This is a genomic window from Acinetobacter sp. (assembly GCF_036659555.1).
GTDB lineage: Bacteria > Pseudomonadota > Gammaproteobacteria > Pseudomonadales > Moraxellaceae > Acinetobacter.
Genome location: NZ_JAVXCI010000080.1, coordinates 1 through 16091 on the forward strand (window position 1 = coordinate 1; position 16091 = coordinate 16091).

Here is a 16091-nt window from a genome sequence, read left to right on the forward strand (position 1 = left end):
TTTTGCCGCTTCGCCTTGCGCTTCGAATAAAAGCAGTGCTTTTATTCTTGCTCAGGTTGCGGATGACACTTCCGTGTATCAAATAATATTGTGAATTTCAAAAAGAAAAAGCCAGTCAATATCTTAACTGACTGGCATTACTTGAATGAGGGCTTTTCTGTATTGATCAGATTGCTTTAAATGCTTCAATAGCACGCTTGCGTGACTGGTTTAAATCCGCAATTGGCCGGGGATAATCTAGAACCGGATTATGATTGCCCGCATAGGGTTCGTGTATGCGCTTTGCATCCAAATGCGCCAATTCCGGCACCCATTTGCGGATATAATCGCCATCCGGGTCAAATTTCTGTGATTGCGAAACCGGATTAAAAATCCGGAAATAAGGCACAGCATCCGTTCCGGTCGATGCGCACCATTGCCAGCCGCCGTTATTGGCCGCCAAGTCGCCATCAATCAAATGCTGCATGAACCATTTCTCGCCCAGCCGCCAGTCCATCAATAAATTTTTGCTCAAGAACATTGCCGTGATCATGCGGACACGGTTGTGCATCCAGCCGGTTTGAAGCAATTGGCGCATGCCGGCGTCGACAATCGGTATGCCGGTTTGGCCTTGCTGCCAGGCGCTTAAGTCCTGTTCAGCATAGCGCCACTGCAGCTTTTGCGTGCTGATTTTAAAGGGCTGATGCTTGGAAATTGCCGGATAATGAAAAAGAATATGCTGATAGAATTCCCGCCACAGCAGTTCATCCAGCCAAGTCTGCTGGCCTGCATTATCAATATAGAAATGGCCTTGCTGCTTGCTGAAAACAGCCTGCAGGCATTGCCGGATTGAAATTGCGCCGATGTTCAGATAAGGCGACAGCTGGCTGGTCGCCTCAAGATTCGGAAAGTCCCGCTGTGTTTTGTAGCGCTCTAAATCATCCTGCACAAACTGATCCAGCCGTTCTAAGGCATAATGCTCAGCCACCGGCCAAAGCGCCTGCAGCTGCTGCGCTGAATGATCCGGATAAAGCTGCATAGCATCAATCTGTGCATTAAAATGGCTCAGATTGCAGGGTATTTTTTCCTGCTTTTCTGCCGGCGGATAGCAGCCCGGAAGCCCAAGAGCCAGCCGCTCATAGCAGGCTTTTTTAAATGCGCTGAAGACTTGATAGGGCTGATTTGACTTATTGAGAACTGTACCCACTGGAAAAATTGTGCGGTCATGATGCAGTTCCAGCGCAATATTCTGCTGTTCCAATGTGTGCTGAGCCTGAAAGTCTCTTTTCAGTTCATTTACGCCAATTTCAATATTGGCATGCACGCAGTTTATTTTCAGTTCAAGGCACAGCTGGCGCAGCGCATCTGGAATATCTTTCCATAAGGGAATATGCTGGATAATTAATGGAATATTTAAGGTATTTAATTGCGCTTGTAAGCTTTCCAGCTGACGCAGGTAAAAAATACTTTTGGCAGGCGCTTCGTCATGCTGCGCCCACTGTTCAGGGGAAATAAACACCGCCGCAATGCACGCGCCAGACTGCGAAGCATGCCAAAGCGCTGCATGGTCTGCTGTGCGCAAGTCCTGCCGGAACCAGAGTAATTGCATAAATCCGCTGCCTTATTAGAGCCTGCAAAAAGAATACAGCATACTGAAAAAATGCCCTGAAACAATAGGCGTCCTGCACAAAAAATAAATGCATTTTGCTTGAAATTTCTTCAAATAACAGCAATATATTCATTGGGATATAGAGCATTTAACAATATCTGAAAATAGAGGAAGACATGATGAAATTAAAAACAGCATTAATGATGGGCAGCTTAATGGCTGCATTCTCAGTTTCAGCATTTGCAGATGATGCGGAAGACCAGCGCATTATTGCAGCAGCCAGCAAGAATGCCGTGACAGTGGCTCAAGCGGCCAAAGCTGCAGATGAAGCCGCTGTGTCTGTGACAGGCGCCATTGTCCGTGAAGTCAAGCATGAGCATTATGTTTTAAAAGACAAAAGCGGAACAATTACGGTTGATATTGACCATAAGCTGGCCAGCCCAGCACAGCTGAAGCCGGGAACAAAAGTGCGCGTTTATGGCGAAGTGGATACGCACCGCATGAAGCCGACTGATATTGATGCGGTTAAAGTCGATATTTTATAAGGGATCAGGCGTTTTTGGACGCTATAGCTAAATCCTAAAGTCCGTATTACGAATAATTTCCTATAAAATATGATTTCACGAGGTTTTAGTCGCGTTAACTATTTCAGCAATTAACGATGGTGCTTGCACTGCCTCATTTTTGCTTTAAATGTTTAAACAGTTTTGCGCAGGCAATACTCCACTTTGGAAAGACCCAAAGTGGACAAAAGTCTTTTGTTGCCCATACACGGCATCCTGAGCCAGTTTTAAGCACTGCTTTAAAATGCAGCGCAAGGATGGGCAACGTGCGGCATCCATGCCACACCCGCGTATCTAAAGTTTATTTTATTCAAAATCCTAGGAAAATCGAAGCTGAAAGGATTTCGCGGAGTCTTTCAAGAAAACTTAGCCATCATATAGCTGAGTTTTGAAATTTGTATCACACACAACCTCCCATAAAATATGCTTTCATTAGTTTGTGTGTGGTAGCTATTTAGGTAATTAGCTGTATACGGTCTAAGCGGGAAATTCAAGCAAGCCGCCCGCCTGAGATTGCTGCTGGCCAGTTTCAGGCGGATCGGCGTTCTGCTGCCTTGCAGCCAATTGCTGCGCATACTTTAAGCCGGATTGCGAAATGCAGGCCAATTTATCGGGTTTAAAGCGGATTTGTAATTTTATAACACGTGAAAAATTCGTATGATGGTTCGGCTTTTATCTGCAGCAGAACGCTTTTGACTCAATCGAAAGGCATTTTTATCACCGTCTTGTTCAGTTTGCTTATATTCCAAAGTTTATGGAATATAGCGGCGGCTTTCTGCGTGCATGAAAACGTCGCCGGCACTGCCCAGTACAGTGCAAAGCCCTTCAGCGTCAGCCATTTTGGCCATCATCAGCCTGCTAAAGCATGCATAGATGGAATAAAGGCGCATGCTGAAGACGTTCTGGCTTTTGCAGAAGATGATCACGGCGATCATCTGCCGTCTTATGCGCAGCTGATCTTAAATGAAGCCGATGAAAGCTATCTTCAGCCGATGGCAGCAGAAGTGATTCTTAAATTCAAAATTGACTGGTCTAATTTTTACCAATCCCCAGACTTAGGGCTGAACAGCCCGCCTCCAATACTGTCCCCGCTGCTGGCGGGGTAGCCAAATCCAAGCCCGCCACGCTTAATTTCATTATGTGTGGGGCATTATCATGTCAAAAAATAGAACCAATCAGCGCCCAGCGCAGCATCTGCCATGGGCTGTATTCGGCTCAGCTTTACTGCTTTCGGCCTTGGTTGGCAGTACGCTGGCGCACAGCCAAAGCCTGACGCTGCAGCAGGCGGTTGATCAGGCCAGCCAATATCAAGCTGCCCAGCGGTTTTGGGAAACCCGGAACAGCATTGATCAAAGCAATATCCGGCAGAGCAAACTGTTTAAAAACCCTGAGCTGTCTGTGGAGCAGACCGGCTTTTCGTCCAATGAAGATACAGAACTGTCAATCGGGATTTCCCAGCCCTTGGATATTTTTGGCGAGCGCAAGGCCAGCCGGAAACTGGCTGGCATGGCACAGGATAAAACAGCGCTGAGCCAAAAAATTTATCAGGCCAAGCTGCAGCTGGCGGTGAAATATCTGTGGTCGCAGCTGGCTATTGCAGAGCTGGAAAAAAGCATTGTCAAAGAACAGCTGCGGGTCAGTGAAGAAAACTTGAATGCCATACAAAAGCGCTTTCAGGCCGGCAGCGTGGCTGAGGTTGATGTCAACCGCGCGCGCCTGAGCCATGCGGAAAATATCCGCCTGTTCCGCCAGGCCGGCCTGCAGCTGCAGGTGGCAGCGCAGCAGATCTCCAATGTATGGGGAACGCCGGATAAAAATATTTCCGTCAATTTAAGCGCTCAGAAGCTGTGGCCCGCGGCTGCGCATCAGCAGGTGCAGGACAATCTTGCGGACAATTACATGGAAAAATACCGCATTCTGCAGCTGCAGGAGTCTGAGCTGGCTGTGGATGTGCTGAAAGCCAAAGCGCGGCCAAACCCGACCCTGAATGCAGGCGTGAACCGCACCCGTACAGCCAGTGCTGAAACAGAAAGCCAGTTTGTCATTGGCCTCAGCGTTCCATTGAATATTTTTGACCGGCAGCAGCATGGCCTGCAGATTGCGCAAGCCAAGCAGGGGCTGCTCTCGCGCCAGCAGAATTTCTATTTAAAGCAGAATGCTTTGCAAATCGGCACGCTTTTGACCGAACTGCAGGGGCTGGAAGTGCAGTTCAATGAAGTCGATCAGACGCAAATTCCGCTGGCGGTGCAGGTGCAGGGCAAAACTTTGCAGGGCTTTCAAGCCGGAAAATTCGCCTTAACCGATGTGCAGCAGGCCACGCTGCAGCTGCAGGAAGTGCGCTTGCGCAAAATTCAACTGCTTAAAGACGGCTGGCAGAAAGCGCTGGAAGCGGAAAGCCTGAGTTTAGGCATTGCGCCAAGCGCCGTGATGTCCAAAGACGCCGTGGCGGAAATCAATCAGAATTTATGGCAGGACATACAGGCCATGCCGGTTATCGGCGGGGGAAATTAACATGCTGAAGCTTCAAAATGGGTTAAAAAAACACAGCGGTAAAATTTCACAGCCGCTGATGATTGCTTTGGCAATCGGCGTCACCTTGTTTGCCGCCTTAGGCCTGCTGTTTGCGGGCAAAAACAAGCCTGAATCTGCAGATGAGCATGGGCATGGGCCCGCGGAAGGCGCGGAAGAGCATGCTGAAGCAGGCCAAGAGGGTGAGGCTGGGCATGAAGAAGGCGTGGCTTTAACGGCAAAGCAGCTGGCTGAACAGGGCATTCAGCTGGCCAAAGTTGAGCAGGGCGCTGTGCTGAGCGTCAATGCCTATCCCGCCAAGCTGAGCGTTAATACAGACCAGCAGGCGCATGTTTCGCCAAGCTTCAGCGGCCATGTGGAAGCAGTGTATGTCGAGCTGGGGCAAAACGTGAAAAAAGGCCAGCCTTTGGCTGCCTTGCTGGTGCCGGAGCTGGTTGATCAGCAGTCCAATTTGCGCATTGAACAGAGCAATCTTGAACTGGCTAAGCAGGATTATGAGCGCGAGCGCCAGCTGTGGTCGCAGGGCATTTCCGCCAAGCAGGATTATCAAAAAGCCTATAGCAGCTATAAGCAGGCGCAGATTCAGGTGCATGCGGCTCAGTCGCGCCTCAGCGCCTATGGCGCAGCCGCTTCAACGCAGGGGCGCTATATTTTAAAAGCGCCGATTTCCGGGGTGATCAGCAAAAAAGATCTGGTGCTGGGCGAAAATGTCCAGCTGGCGGATCAGCTTTTTGTGATTGACCAGCTGGATCAGCTTTGGCTGGAATTTATTGTGCCGAACAGCGAATTCAGCGCCTTGGCGCCCAATCAGGACGTCGAATTTAAATCGCTGCAAACTGAAAATGTGTTCAAGGCGGTGATTCAAAGCCTAAACACCGAGGCGGATACGCAAACTGGACGCCTGCAGATCCGCGCGAAAGTGCTGTCTAAAGCTTCGGAGCTTCGGCCGAATTTGATGGTCAACGTGATGCTGCAGCGGAAATCTGAAGGCCAGGCCCTGCGGATTTTAAAAGCCGCCGTGCAAAAGGTTGAGGGGCAGGATGCGGTATTTATCGCCTCTGCGCATGGCGCAAACATTGAATTTACTGCGCAGCCGGTGAAGCTCGGCCAAAGCGCCGGGGACAGCCCGTGGATTGAAGTCATTTCCGGCCTGAAGCAGGGCCAGCAGTATGCAGCCAGCGGCAGCTTCCTGCTGAAATCTGAACTGGAAAAAGGGGAAGCTTCTCATGCGCACTGACATGCCGGATTCCTCCAGCGCGGAAGACGCAGCGCTTCCTGAGCCGGAAGGCCTGTTTGACAGGTTGATTCAGTTTGCCATTCAAAATGCCATTTGGGTCATGCTGTTCGCGGCGGCGTGGATTGGCATTGGAATTTACAGCTATCAGCAACTGCCGATTGATGCTGTTCCTGACATCACCAATATCCAAGTACAGATTAATACCCAAGCCAATGGCTTTACCGCGCTGGAAATTGAACAGCGGATTACCTATCCCATAGAAAACGCCATGTCCGGCATGCCGAAACTGGAACAGACGCGTTCCATTTCACGCTATGGCCTGTCGCAGATTACCGTGGTGTTTAAAGACGGCACAGACATCTATTGGGCCAGGCAGCTGATCAATCAGCGCCTGCAGGAAGCGCAGGGCGAGATGCCGGACGGTGTGCAGCCGGTGATGTCGCCGGTTTCCACCGGTTTAGGCGAAATTTACCAATGGGTGATTAAGGCCGGGCCGGATGCGCGCAAGCCGGACGGGACGCCGTACACCGCGATGGATTTGCGTGAAATTCAGGACTGGATTGTGCGCCCGCAGCTGCAGCGCGTGGAAGGCGTTGCGGAAGTGAACAGCATCGGCGGCTTTAACAAAACTTATGTGGTGGCGCCGGATTTAAACCGCCTGCAGCAGCTGCAGATCCCTCTGTCAGACCTGCAGGCGGCCTTGACGGAAAATAATGAAAACCGCGGCGCGGGCTATATTGAAAAAAATGGCCAGCAGCTGACGGTGCGCGTGCCGGGCACTCTGGGCACGCTTGAAGACATTCAGAACATCAGCATCGCCAATAAAAGCGGCTATCCGATTAGGGTTGCAGATGTGGCGTCCGTCAGCATCGGCCATGACTTAAGAACCGGCGCGGCCACCTATAACGGCGAAGAAACGGTCTTAGGCATCGCCATGATGATGATGGGCGAAAACAGCCGCACCGTAGCGCAGGCGATTGACGCCAAAGTGCAGGTGATTCAGCAGTCTCTGCCCAAAGGCGTGGTGATTGAAACCGTGTATGACCGCACGCATTTAGTTAACCGGGCGATTGCCACCGTGCAGAAGAACCTGATTGAAGGCGCCATTCTGGTCATTGTGATCCTGTTTGTTTTCTTGGGGAATTTCCGCGCAGCGCTGATTACCGCCTGCGTGATTCCGCTGTCGATGCTGTTTACCTTAACCGGCATGGCGGAGCAGAAAATCAGCGCCAACCTGATGAGTCTAGGCGCTTTGGACTTCGGGATTATTGTCGATGGCGCGGTGGTGATTGTCGAAAACTGCATCCGGCGCCTGGCGGAGGCGCAGAAGCATCACGGCCGGATGCTGACCCGCTCAGAGCGCTTTAGGGAAGTATTTCTAGCGGCCAAGCAGGCGCGGCGCCCGCTGATTTTTGGCCAGCTGATTATTTTAGTGGTCTATCTGCCGATTTTCGCGCTGTCCGGGGTGGAAGCAAAGCTGTTTCATCCAATGGCGATGACGGTGGTGCTGGCTTTAGCCGGCGCGATGATTCTGTCTGTGACGTTTGTTCCGGCTGCCGTGGCGCTGTTTGTCAAAGGCGAAATTAAGGAAAAGGAAAGCCGCTGGATGCTGTGGCTGAAAGCCAAATATGAAGCGCTTTTAGACCGGGCCTATGCATTCCGCCTGTTCGTGCTGACCGCAGCCGGCTGCATTTTAGCGCTGACCGGCATTTTAGCTTCGCAGATGGGCAGCGAGTTTGCGCCGCAGCTGAGCGAAGGCGATTTTGCCGTGCAGCAGATGCGTTCGCCCAGCACCGGCCTAGAGCAGTCGCTGCGCATGCAGGAAAATACCGAAAAGCTTCTGCTGAAGGAATTCCCTGAAATTAAGGCGATCTTTGCGCGCACCGGTACGGCCGAAGTAGCTACCGATGTGATGCCGCCGAACATTTCAGACGGCATTGTGCTGCTGAAGCCGCGCGATGAATGGCCGAATGCCAAGCAAAGCACGGATGAGCTGCGCCAGCGCATGATTGCTTTTTTAGCCACCTTGCCGGGCAACAACAGCGAGTTTTCGCAGCCGATTGAACTGCGCTTCAATGAGCTGATTTCCGGCGTGCGCAGCGATGTCGGCATTAAGCTGTTTGGCGATGATATGGACGTGCTGAACAGTGAAGCCAATAAAATCGCCGCGCAGGTTCAAGCCATTGCCGGCGCGGCGGCGGTTAACGTCGAGCAAACCAGCGGACTGCCTTTGCTGAATGTCGAAATTGACAAGTCCAGGGCGGCGCAATACGGCCTGTCGGTTAAATCCATTCAGGATCTGGTTTCGGCCAGTGTCGGCGGGCAGAATGTCGGTTCAATTCTGCAGGGCGACCGGCGCTTCGATTTTGTCATCCGGCTGGATGAGTCGCAGCGCAGTCCCGAACAGCTGGCGGTGCTTCCCGTGCAGTTGCCGAACGGCGGCCTGATTCAGCTGCAGGACGTAGCCAAAGTGGAAAATATTCTAGGCATCAATCAGGTGAGCCGTGAAAACGGCAAGCGCCGTGTGGTGATTACCGCCAATGTCGAAGGCCGCGATTTAGGCTCTTTTGTCAAAGAACTGCAAAGCAAATTATCCGCGCAAGCCTTGCCGAGCGGCTACTGGCTGGAATACGGCGGGCAGTTTGAAAACTTAATGTCGGCCAAGGCCAGAATGCAATTGGTGGTGCCACTGGCCCTGCTGACCATTTTCATCCTGCTGCTGGCAGTGTTCCGCAATATTAAAGAATGCCTGCTGGTGTTCAGCGGCGTGCCGTTTGCGCTCAGCGGCGGCCTCATGGCGATCTGGCTGCGGGATATTCCGCTGTCGATGTCTGCTGGCATCGGCTTTATCGCTTTATCCGGCGTGGCAGTTTTAAACGGTTTGGTGATGCTGACTTTCATTAAAGAGCTGCGCCAGCAGTACGATATTCATTATGCAACATGGCATGGCGCAGTGCTGCGCCTGCGCCCGGTGCTGATGACCGCCTGCGTGGCTTCATTGGGCTTTGTGCCGATGGCTTTGGCCACCGGCACAGGCGCTGAAGTGCAGCGTCCATTGGCGACGGTGGTGATTGGCGGGATTGTTTCATCAACCCTGCTGACGCTGGTGCTGCTGCCGGTGATTTACCGCTGGATGAATGAAAAAATAAAACCCGCTTAGCGCTTAGTGTTCAACTTTAAGCATAGAAAAGCAGAATCCTTGGATTCTGCTTTTCTATTTCTGCGCTACAGCTGCCTTTAAGCCTGCCAGCGCAAAAGTCTTAAAATGCTCCGCCAGCTGCTTCGCGGGCAATTGGCCTAAAGCCTGCATCGGCCCGGGCATGCCGGTTAACAGCAGCATCAGGCAGGGCGCAACAGCGCTGAATATGCAGGGCATAATCCGCGGGTCATTTTCATTCAGCCCGGTCACTTCGGCTATGATGCGGCGCACAATTTGAAACTTCCGGGCGCCTTCATTTTCAAAGAAATTCTGCAGATGAGGCGATGGGCTGAATATCTCACTGATGAATACTTTGCCGTGCCATAGATCTTTTTCATTCAGCTTTTCAATCAGTGTTTCAAACAGCAGGCCTAACTTGTCTGCAGCGCTGGCTTTGCTGTCTGCAATTTCACGCAGGCGCGCTTCATTCAGATAATGCGCATGCGCTTCAGCTAAAACCGCGCGGTACAGGCCATCCCTGCCGGCAAAGTGGTAGTTGATAGCGGCTAAATCGGCCTCGGCAGTTTGGGCAATGGCTTTATTGGTGGTTTTGGCCCAGCCGTTCTGCGCAATCAGCTGTCCGGCTGCTTCTATAATCCGTGCTTTGGTGGCATTGCCATCACTGCGTCTTGCTCTTGGCATGCTGCAACCTGAACTAAAATTTATGCAGCAAGTATATCTTTTATTTCTATTCCTATGGTAGTTTAAATTTAAATTGAATTTAAACTAAGCGCGCTTGGTTAAATAAAGGCCCATTCACAATGAAAAAAACCGTCATCGCCGCTGCAGCTGTCATTGCCGTTATCGCCGCGGCAATTGCCTACTGGGTGCTGAACAGCGGCCAAGAAGATGCCAGCGAACTGACGCTGTACGGCAATGTGGATATCCGCCAAGTGTCTTTGGCCTTTGAAGAAGCGGGGCGGATCAAGCAGATGAATGTTCAGGAGGGCGACCGCGTGCAGCCGGGGCAAGTGCTGGCGCTGCTGGATACGCAGGCTTTGGAAATTCAAGCTAAGCAGGCCGAAGCGCAGCTGATTGCGCAGCAGCAGGCTGTGGTGGAGCAGGACACCGGCACACGGCCGGAAGAAATTGCGCAGGCCCAAGCGCAAGCGGGTTCTGCGCAGGCCCAGCTGGACAAAGCCGCCAAAGACCTGCAGCGCTATCAGTCGCTGTTTAACAGCACAGGCGGCCGGGCCATCAGCCGGCAGGAGCTGGATGCAGCGCAAAGCAATGTCAATACCGCGTTGGCCGGGGTTAAAGAGCGTCAGGCGCATTTGGCGCTGCTGCAGAAAGGCGCACGCAAGGAAGACCGCACAGCAGCCAGGGCGCAGGTTGAAGCCACGCAGGCCAATCTGGATTTAATGCGCTACAAAATTGCGCAAAGCCAGCTCCGCGCTTCGGCGCAGGCCACGGTCCGCGCGCGCTTGCTGGAAGTGGGCGATATGGCCAGCGCGCAGAAAACCGTCTATACCTTGGCCTTGAGCAATCCCAAATGGGTGCGGGTCTACGCCAATGAAGCCGATTTAAGCCAGATTAAAATGGGTTCAGCCGCGCAGATTATCCGCGATGCGCAGCCGGATCAGCCTGTGCCGGGAAAAATCGGCTATATCTCATCTGTCGCGGAATTTACCCCAAAGACCGTGCAGACCGAAGATATCCGCACGACGCTGGTGTATGAAGTGCGGGTGTATGTGCAGGATCTGGATGATCAGCTGAAAATGGGGCAGCCGGTTACAGTGAAAATCGCTCAAGCCTCTGCTCCTGCAGGGAAAAAATAACATGAAGGCGCCCGGCATTGTTGTCAGCGCCAAAGCGCTGGTTCAGGTTTTTCCGCCGGAGTCTAAAGGCGCAGCGGAAATCCGCGCGCTTGGCGGGCTGGATATCGACATTAAAGCGGGCGAGCTGACGGCTTTGGTTGGGCCGGACGGCGCTGGAAAAACCACATTTCTGCGCCTGATAGCGGGACTGTATCAGCCTGCATCCGGCCAGCTGGAGGTCTTGGGCTTTGATGTGTTGAAGCAGCCGCAGCGGGTTCAGGAGCGGATTGGCTATATGCCGCAGCGCTTTGGCCTGTATGAAGATTTGAGCGTGCAGGAAAATCTGGAGCTTTATGCCGACCTGCATGGAGTGCCTGAAGATATCCGCAAGGCGCGTTTTGAGCGCCTGCTGAAAATCACCGACCTGCGGCACTTTACGCAGCGCCCAGCCGGCCAGCTGTCCGGCGGAATGAAGCAGAAGCTGGGGCTGGCCTGCACCTTAGTGCGTTCGCCTGAACTGCTGCTGCTGGATGAACCCAGCGCCGGGGTCGATCCTCTATCGCGCCGTGATTTATGGATCATCATTGAACAGCTGGTGCGCGAGGAAAACCTCAGCGTGATCATCAGTACGGCCTATATGGATGAAGCAGAACGCTGCGCTCAAGTGTATGTGATGTATGCAGGCAAAGTGCTGAAGCAGGGCGCGCCGGCGCAGCTGCGTGAGCAGGCCAGCGGGCTGACTTGGCAGGCTGCGCCGCCCAAAGGCATGAAAGCCCGCGCGCTGCAGGCGCAGCTGCTGAAAAATACTCAATATATTGCAGATGCAGTGCCGAAGGGCGGCTACGTGCGCTTTATGACAGCTCAGCAGCACCGGCAGCTTCCCCTGGCAGAATTGCCTGAAGGGACCGCTGTGCAGGCGCGCGCGCCGGATTTGGAAGACGCCTTCATGCTGTTCCTGCATCAGGCTGATCAGGACAGCCGGCTTGGCCCGCAAGAAACCCGGCAGCCGGCGCCTGAGCAGGCACTGGCGCAGGGCAGTCTGCAACTTGCGCCGGAGCTGCAGCCGGCAATTGCCGTGAAAGATCTGGTGCGGAAGTTCGGCAGCTTTACTGCCGTGGCCAGCACGACATTTGAGGTGCAGCGCGGTGAAATTTTCGGCTTGCTTGGCCCGAATGGCGCGGGAAAAACCACCACATTCCGCATGCTGTGCGGCCTGCTGCCGGCTAGCGCCGGCTCGCTGCAGGTTGCCGGCGTGAACTTGCGCCACGCGAGGGCGCAAGCGCGCGCCCGCATTGGCTATGTATCGCAGAAATTCGCCTTATACGGCAATTTAACTGTGCTGGACAATCTGAAATTCTTTGGCGGCGCCTACGGCCTGTCCGGCAAAAAACTCAAAAGCCAAATTGACAAAGCCCTGCAGCAGTTTGACTTAAAGCCGAATGCCAAAAGCGCTGACCTGCCCGGCGGCTACAAGCAGCGCCTGTCGATGGCCGCGGCGTTGCTGCATGAGCCTGAAATTATTTTTTTAGATGAGCCGACCAGCGGCATTGACCCGCTGGCGCGCCGTTCATTCTGGCACAGCATCGGTGAGCTGGCCAATCAGGGCATTACTGTCATTATTACCACGCACTTTATGGAAGAAGCGGAATACTGCGACCGCATTGCCATTCAGGATGCCGGCAGAATGCTGGCGCTGGGTTCGCCCAGCCAGGTGCGCCAGCAGGCCGGTGCAGATCATGCCTTGGACATGAACAGCGCCTTTATTGCAATTGTGGAGCAGGCGCGCGCCCGCGCCGTACAGCAGGAGCAGGCTGAATGAAGTCGGAATTTCTGATGCGCTTTCAGGCTTTGCTGAAAAAGGAAAGCCGGCAGCTGATCCGCGATAAAAGCAGTCTGGCGATCGGCCTGCTGCTGCCGGTTGTGCTGATTCTGCTGTTCGGCTATGGACTGTCTTTCGATTTAAGCAATGGCCGGGTTGGCGTGGTGGCTGAACAGCCCTCACCGCAAAGCCGGCAGCTGATGTCCGGCCTGCAGGGGTCGCGCTATCTCAGCGTACAGCAGTACAGCAACTACCCTGAAGCCGTGGCCGCGGTTAAAAAGGATGAAATTGATGCGATTCTGGTGATTCCTGCAACCTTCGCCGCCGACAGCGCGCAAGGCCAGGCGCATTTGCAGCTGCTGCTGAACGGTCGCTCTACCAGCATTGCTTCGGCCATGCAGGGCTATGTCAGCGGCGCAATCGCTGCAACATCCGCCATTCAGGCTGAACGCCAGCATGCCGGCGCCGCCGCGGCGATGGTGACAGTGGAACAGCGCATGTGGTTTAACGAATCATCCAACAGCACATGGTATCTGGTGCCGGGCTTAATTGTGCTGATCCTGACCTTAATCGGCGCGTTTTTAACCTGCCTGCTGATTGCGCGGGAACGCGAGCGCGGCACGCTGGAAGCCTTATTTGTCACGCCGGTCAGGCCTTTTGAGCTGGTGCTGGCCAAGCTGGCGCCGTATTTTGTGATTGGCATGATTGATATTGCTGTTTGCCTTGCTGCCTCTTATTTCTTATTTGAAGTGCCGATGCGCGCTTCAATGCTGGCGATTTTCAGCGCGTCACTGATGTACCTGTTGGTGTCGCTGCTGCTGGGGCTGGCAATTTCCGGCTATTCCAGCAGCCAGTTTCAGGCCAGCCAGATTGCGCTTTTAGCCAGCTTTATGCCCGCTTTAATGCTGTCGGGCTTTGTATTTGACACCCGCAATTTGCCTATGGCGGTGCAAGCGGTCAGCCATGTTTTGCCTGCCACGCACTTTATGACGCTGATTAAAACGCTGTTTCTGGGCGGAGATGACTGGGCGCTGTGGCTGAAAGAATGCGGAATTTTAATGCTTTACGTGATTGTGCTGGTTGCAGCATCCACCCGTTCCCTGAAAAAGCAGCTGAGGTAAGCCAATGTTCAGTTCAGTTCTTGCATGGTTCAGCTCGCTCAGCTGCCTGGTCAAAAAAGAATTTTTGACCATTTTCAGCGATCCTGCGAACCGGGCGATTTTAATTGCGCCGGCACTGGTGCAGGCGCTGCTGTTCGGCTACGCCGCCAGCTATGATGTCAATCATGTGGATTATGCCGTGCTGGATCAAAGCCGAGGGCAGGCTTCGGCTGCATTCATTGCGCGGCTGGACGGATCCGGCATTTTTACGCGCACGCTGACGCTGCAGAACAGCAGCCAGATTCAGCCGGCTATTGATGAGCGCAAGGCTTTGGCGGTCATCAGCATTCCAGCAGACTTTGAAAGCAAGCTGAATCAGCAGCAGGCATCGCCTATTCAAGTGATTTTAGACGGGCGCAATTCCTCTACCGCAGGCGCAGCCGGCGCCTATATTGGCGCCGTGGTCAGCCAATTCAATCAGCAGCAGCTGGGGCATGCGCCGCCGGTCACAATTGAAACGCGGACATGGTATAACCCGAATCAGCAATCGCGCTGGGGACTGATGCCGTCTTTGATCGCCGCACTGAGCATGATCCAGACTTTGCTGCTTTCCGCACTGTCCGTTGCGCGCGAGCGCGAGCAGGGTACTTTTGATCAGCTGCTGGTGACGCCGTATACGCCCATGCATATTATGATTGGCAAGGCCCTGCCGCCGATTTTTGTCGGGCTGATGCAGTCAACCATCATCCTGCTGATTATTCTGTTCTGGTTCCAGATTCCAATGAATGGCTCGATTGGCCTGCTGTATTTTGGCTTGATCAGCTTCAATATTGCCGTCGTGGGTGTGGGGCTGTCTATTTCGGCCGTGTCTTTAAATATGCAGCAGGCCATGCTGTTCACCTTCCTGCTGATTATGCCCTTAATGCTGCTGTCCGGGCTGCTGACGCCTGTGCAGAACATGCCGGAAGTGCTGGAAATTGCCACTTATGCCAATCCGCTGCGTTTCGGGATTGATCTGGTGCAGCGGGTTTACTTGGAAGGCGCGCAGTTCAGCCAAGTCAAATATGATTTTATTCCCATGATTATTCTGGCTGCGGTGACATTGCCCTTGGCAGCCTGGCTGTTCAGAAACCGCCTGTCATAGCTGCGCAGCCGGCGGCCTGAGCTTGGCTTTGAACTGCTGCCAGTTGGTGGAAATCCAGCAGATAAACGAGCCTAGAGTGACCAGAATAGCCCCATGCCAAAAGGCTGCAGATAAGCTGGTCTGCAGAATCAGCATGGAAAATACCGACGAGATCAGCGGGCTGAAATAAGACAGGGTCACTAACAGGGTGATATTGCCTTTAATGATGCCGATATTCCATGCGGCGTAGCCCAGCGCCGTAACCACTGAAACGCACAGCATGCATAGCAGGGTTGTCAAGTCTAAAGGCGGCAGGGCATGCATATCCTGCAGCCAGAACATTTTCAGCCACAGCACGGCGGCGGTTAGGGTGAAAAACAGGGCAATCGGGTTGTGGCCATTGCTGTATTTTTTGGTGATGACGCAGTACAGCGCCCATAAGGCTGCGCCTAGAAAAGCTAAAACATAACTGACGGGGTTGGCCTGAATATTGCTGAACACCGCTGCCCAGCTGAAAGCGCCGTTGCCGGTCTGAATAAGCACAATCCCGCTGAGGCTGACCGCTAGGCCAACCGCAACAAAAATGTTGAATTTCAGCTCTTTAAACAGAATTAAAGCGGCGATGGTGAGGCTGGGCCATAAATAATTGACCAGACTGATTTCGATGGCTTGCTGCGCGGTTTGCGCCAAAGCAATGGCGTAGGAAAAGCACAGTTCATACACCACAAACAGCAGGGTGGCGAAAATTAAATACGGCTTAGGAATGAGCTTTAAATTTGGAATGCGGAACAGCGCCAGCAAAATAACCGCGCTGATGCTGTACATAAAAGTGACCGCATAATCCGGCCCGATGCTGAAACTGATTTTCTTTAACAGCCCGACAATAGCCGACCATTGCAGAATTGCACTGAAGCCAATCAGTGTTGCAAGATTTTTAGACATTTTCAGCTCAAACCGCCTTTGGTGCAAAGGCTCAGGACATAGATGCAGACAGGAAAATCAACGGCGCGATTATACGCCTTTTTATGGGCGCCAAGCGCCAAATAGGCGGGCGGTTTCATTATATTTTGTAATGCAGCCAAGCGCTTCGGCTTATTCATATAGCTAAATTTTAAAGTCTATATTACGAATAATTGCCTATAAAATATGATTTCACGAGGTTTTAGTCGCGTTAAC

General features: G+C 52.9%; 12 protein-coding genes. 9 read left to right on the plus strand and 3 right to left on the minus strand.

The features are described 5' to 3' along the window. Window positions 1-166: 166 nt before the first annotated feature. Entirely contained in the window at window positions 167-1588 is a 1422-nt protein-coding gene (gene phrB, locus RSA72_RS11025; RefSeq protein WP_332624517.1) for a deoxyribodipyrimidine photo-lyase, read from the minus strand. A gap of 176 nt (window positions 1589-1764) precedes the next feature. On the opposite strand from phrB, the gene RSA72_RS11030 reads away from it, so the two are divergent. The 5 genes from RSA72_RS11030 (at window position 1765) to RSA72_RS11050 (ending at window position 9077) form a co-directional block, all read left to right on the plus strand. Next, window positions 1765-2133, plus strand: coding sequence for a NirD/YgiW/YdeI family stress tolerance protein (locus RSA72_RS11030; protein WP_332624516.1), 369 nt, complete (start codon window positions 1765-1767; stop codon window positions 2131-2133). 662 nt (window positions 2134-2795) lie between these two features. After that, entirely contained in the window at window positions 2796-3257 is a 462-nt protein-coding gene (locus RSA72_RS11035) for a cation efflux protein, CzcI-like (RefSeq protein WP_443098280.1), read from the plus strand. Window positions 3258-3306: 49 nt separating this feature from the next. Beyond that, entirely contained in the window at window positions 3307-4662 is a 1356-nt protein-coding gene (locus tag RSA72_RS11040) for a TolC family protein (protein ID WP_332633190.1), read from the plus strand. Between the two features lies 1 nt (window position 4663). Beyond that, window positions 4664-5917, plus strand: a complete 1254-nt coding sequence (locus RSA72_RS11045) for an efflux RND transporter periplasmic adaptor subunit (protein WP_332622983.1) — start codon at window positions 4664-4666, stop codon at window positions 5915-5917. A gap of 1 nt (window position 5918) precedes the next feature. Next, window positions 5919-9077: an efflux RND transporter permease subunit gene (locus RSA72_RS11050; protein ID WP_332622985.1), complete on the plus strand. Its 3159-nt coding sequence runs from the start codon at window positions 5919-5921 to the stop codon at window positions 9075-9077. Window positions 9078-9131: 54 nt separating this feature from the next. Here RSA72_RS11050 and RSA72_RS11055 read toward each other — a convergent pair whose 3' ends face one another. Then, window positions 9132-9758 (minus strand): TetR/AcrR family transcriptional regulator, encoded by a 627-nt coding sequence (locus tag RSA72_RS11055; protein ID WP_332622981.1) that lies wholly within the window; start codon window positions 9756-9758, stop codon window positions 9132-9134. Between the two features lie 119 nt (window positions 9759-9877). Between RSA72_RS11055 and RSA72_RS11060 the strand changes: the two genes are divergently transcribed. Genes RSA72_RS11060 through RSA72_RS11075 form a run of 4 tightly spaced genes read left to right on the plus strand, consistent with a single transcriptional unit; the run spans window position 9878 to window position 14936 of the window. Further along, window positions 9878-10894: an HlyD family efflux transporter periplasmic adaptor subunit gene (locus RSA72_RS11060; RefSeq protein WP_332622980.1), complete on the plus strand. Its 1017-nt coding sequence runs from the start codon at window positions 9878-9880 to the stop codon at window positions 10892-10894. A 1-nt stretch (window position 10895) separates the two neighbouring features. Beyond that, entirely contained in the window at window positions 10896-12692 is a 1797-nt protein-coding gene (locus tag RSA72_RS11065) for an ATP-binding cassette domain-containing protein (RefSeq protein WP_332622978.1), read from the plus strand. Continuing rightward, window positions 12689-13813, plus strand: a complete 1125-nt coding sequence (locus RSA72_RS11070) for an ABC transporter permease (protein WP_332622977.1) — start codon at window positions 12689-12691, stop codon at window positions 13811-13813. The genes RSA72_RS11065 and RSA72_RS11070 overlap by 4 nt, the downstream gene beginning before the upstream one ends. Window positions 13814-13817: 4 nt before the next feature. Beyond that, window positions 13818-14936 (plus strand): ABC transporter permease, encoded by a 1119-nt coding sequence (locus RSA72_RS11075; protein WP_332622975.1) that lies wholly within the window; start codon window positions 13818-13820, stop codon window positions 14934-14936. On the opposite strand, the gene yddG is transcribed toward RSA72_RS11075, so the two are convergent. Next, window positions 14931-15857: an aromatic amino acid DMT transporter YddG gene (yddG, locus tag RSA72_RS11080; protein WP_332622973.1), complete on the minus strand. Its 927-nt coding sequence runs from the start codon at window positions 15855-15857 to the stop codon at window positions 14931-14933. The genes RSA72_RS11075 and yddG overlap by 6 nt on opposite strands. Window positions 15858-16091: the final 234 nt, after the last annotated feature.

Bases quoted from the DNA above. Each gene is read 5' to 3' on its own strand.
- phrB (WP_332624517.1), bottom strand. From the start codon at position 1,588: ATGCAATTACTCTGGTTCCGGCAGGACTTGCGCACAGCAGACCATGCA.
- RSA72_RS11030 (WP_332624516.1), top strand. From the start codon at position 1,765: ATGATGAAATTAAAAACAGCATTAATGATGGGCAGCTTAATGGCTGCA.
- RSA72_RS11040 (WP_332633190.1), top strand. From the start codon at position 3,307: ATGTCAAAAAATAGAACCAATCAGCGCCCAGCGCAGCATCTGCCATGG.
- RSA72_RS11045 (WP_332622983.1), top strand. From the start codon at position 4,664: ATGCTGAAGCTTCAAAATGGGTTAAAAAAACACAGCGGTAAAATTTCA.
- RSA72_RS11050 (WP_332622985.1), top strand. From the start codon at position 5,919: ATGCCGGATTCCTCCAGCGCGGAAGACGCAGCGCTTCCTGAGCCGGAA.
- RSA72_RS11055 (WP_332622981.1), bottom strand. From the start codon at position 9,758: ATGCCAAGAGCAAGACGCAGTGATGGCAATGCCACCAAAGCACGGATT.
- RSA72_RS11060 (WP_332622980.1), top strand. From the start codon at position 9,878: ATGAAAAAAACCGTCATCGCCGCTGCAGCTGTCATTGCCGTTATCGCC.
- RSA72_RS11065 (WP_332622978.1), top strand. From the start codon at position 10,896: ATGAAGGCGCCCGGCATTGTTGTCAGCGCCAAAGCGCTGGTTCAGGTT.
- RSA72_RS11070 (WP_332622977.1), top strand. From the start codon at position 12,689: ATGAAGTCGGAATTTCTGATGCGCTTTCAGGCTTTGCTGAAAAAGGAA.
- RSA72_RS11075 (WP_332622975.1), top strand. From the start codon at position 13,818: ATGTTCAGTTCAGTTCTTGCATGGTTCAGCTCGCTCAGCTGCCTGGTC.
- yddG (WP_332622973.1), bottom strand. From the start codon at position 15,857: ATGTCTAAAAATCTTGCAACACTGATTGGCTTCAGTGCAATTCTGCAA.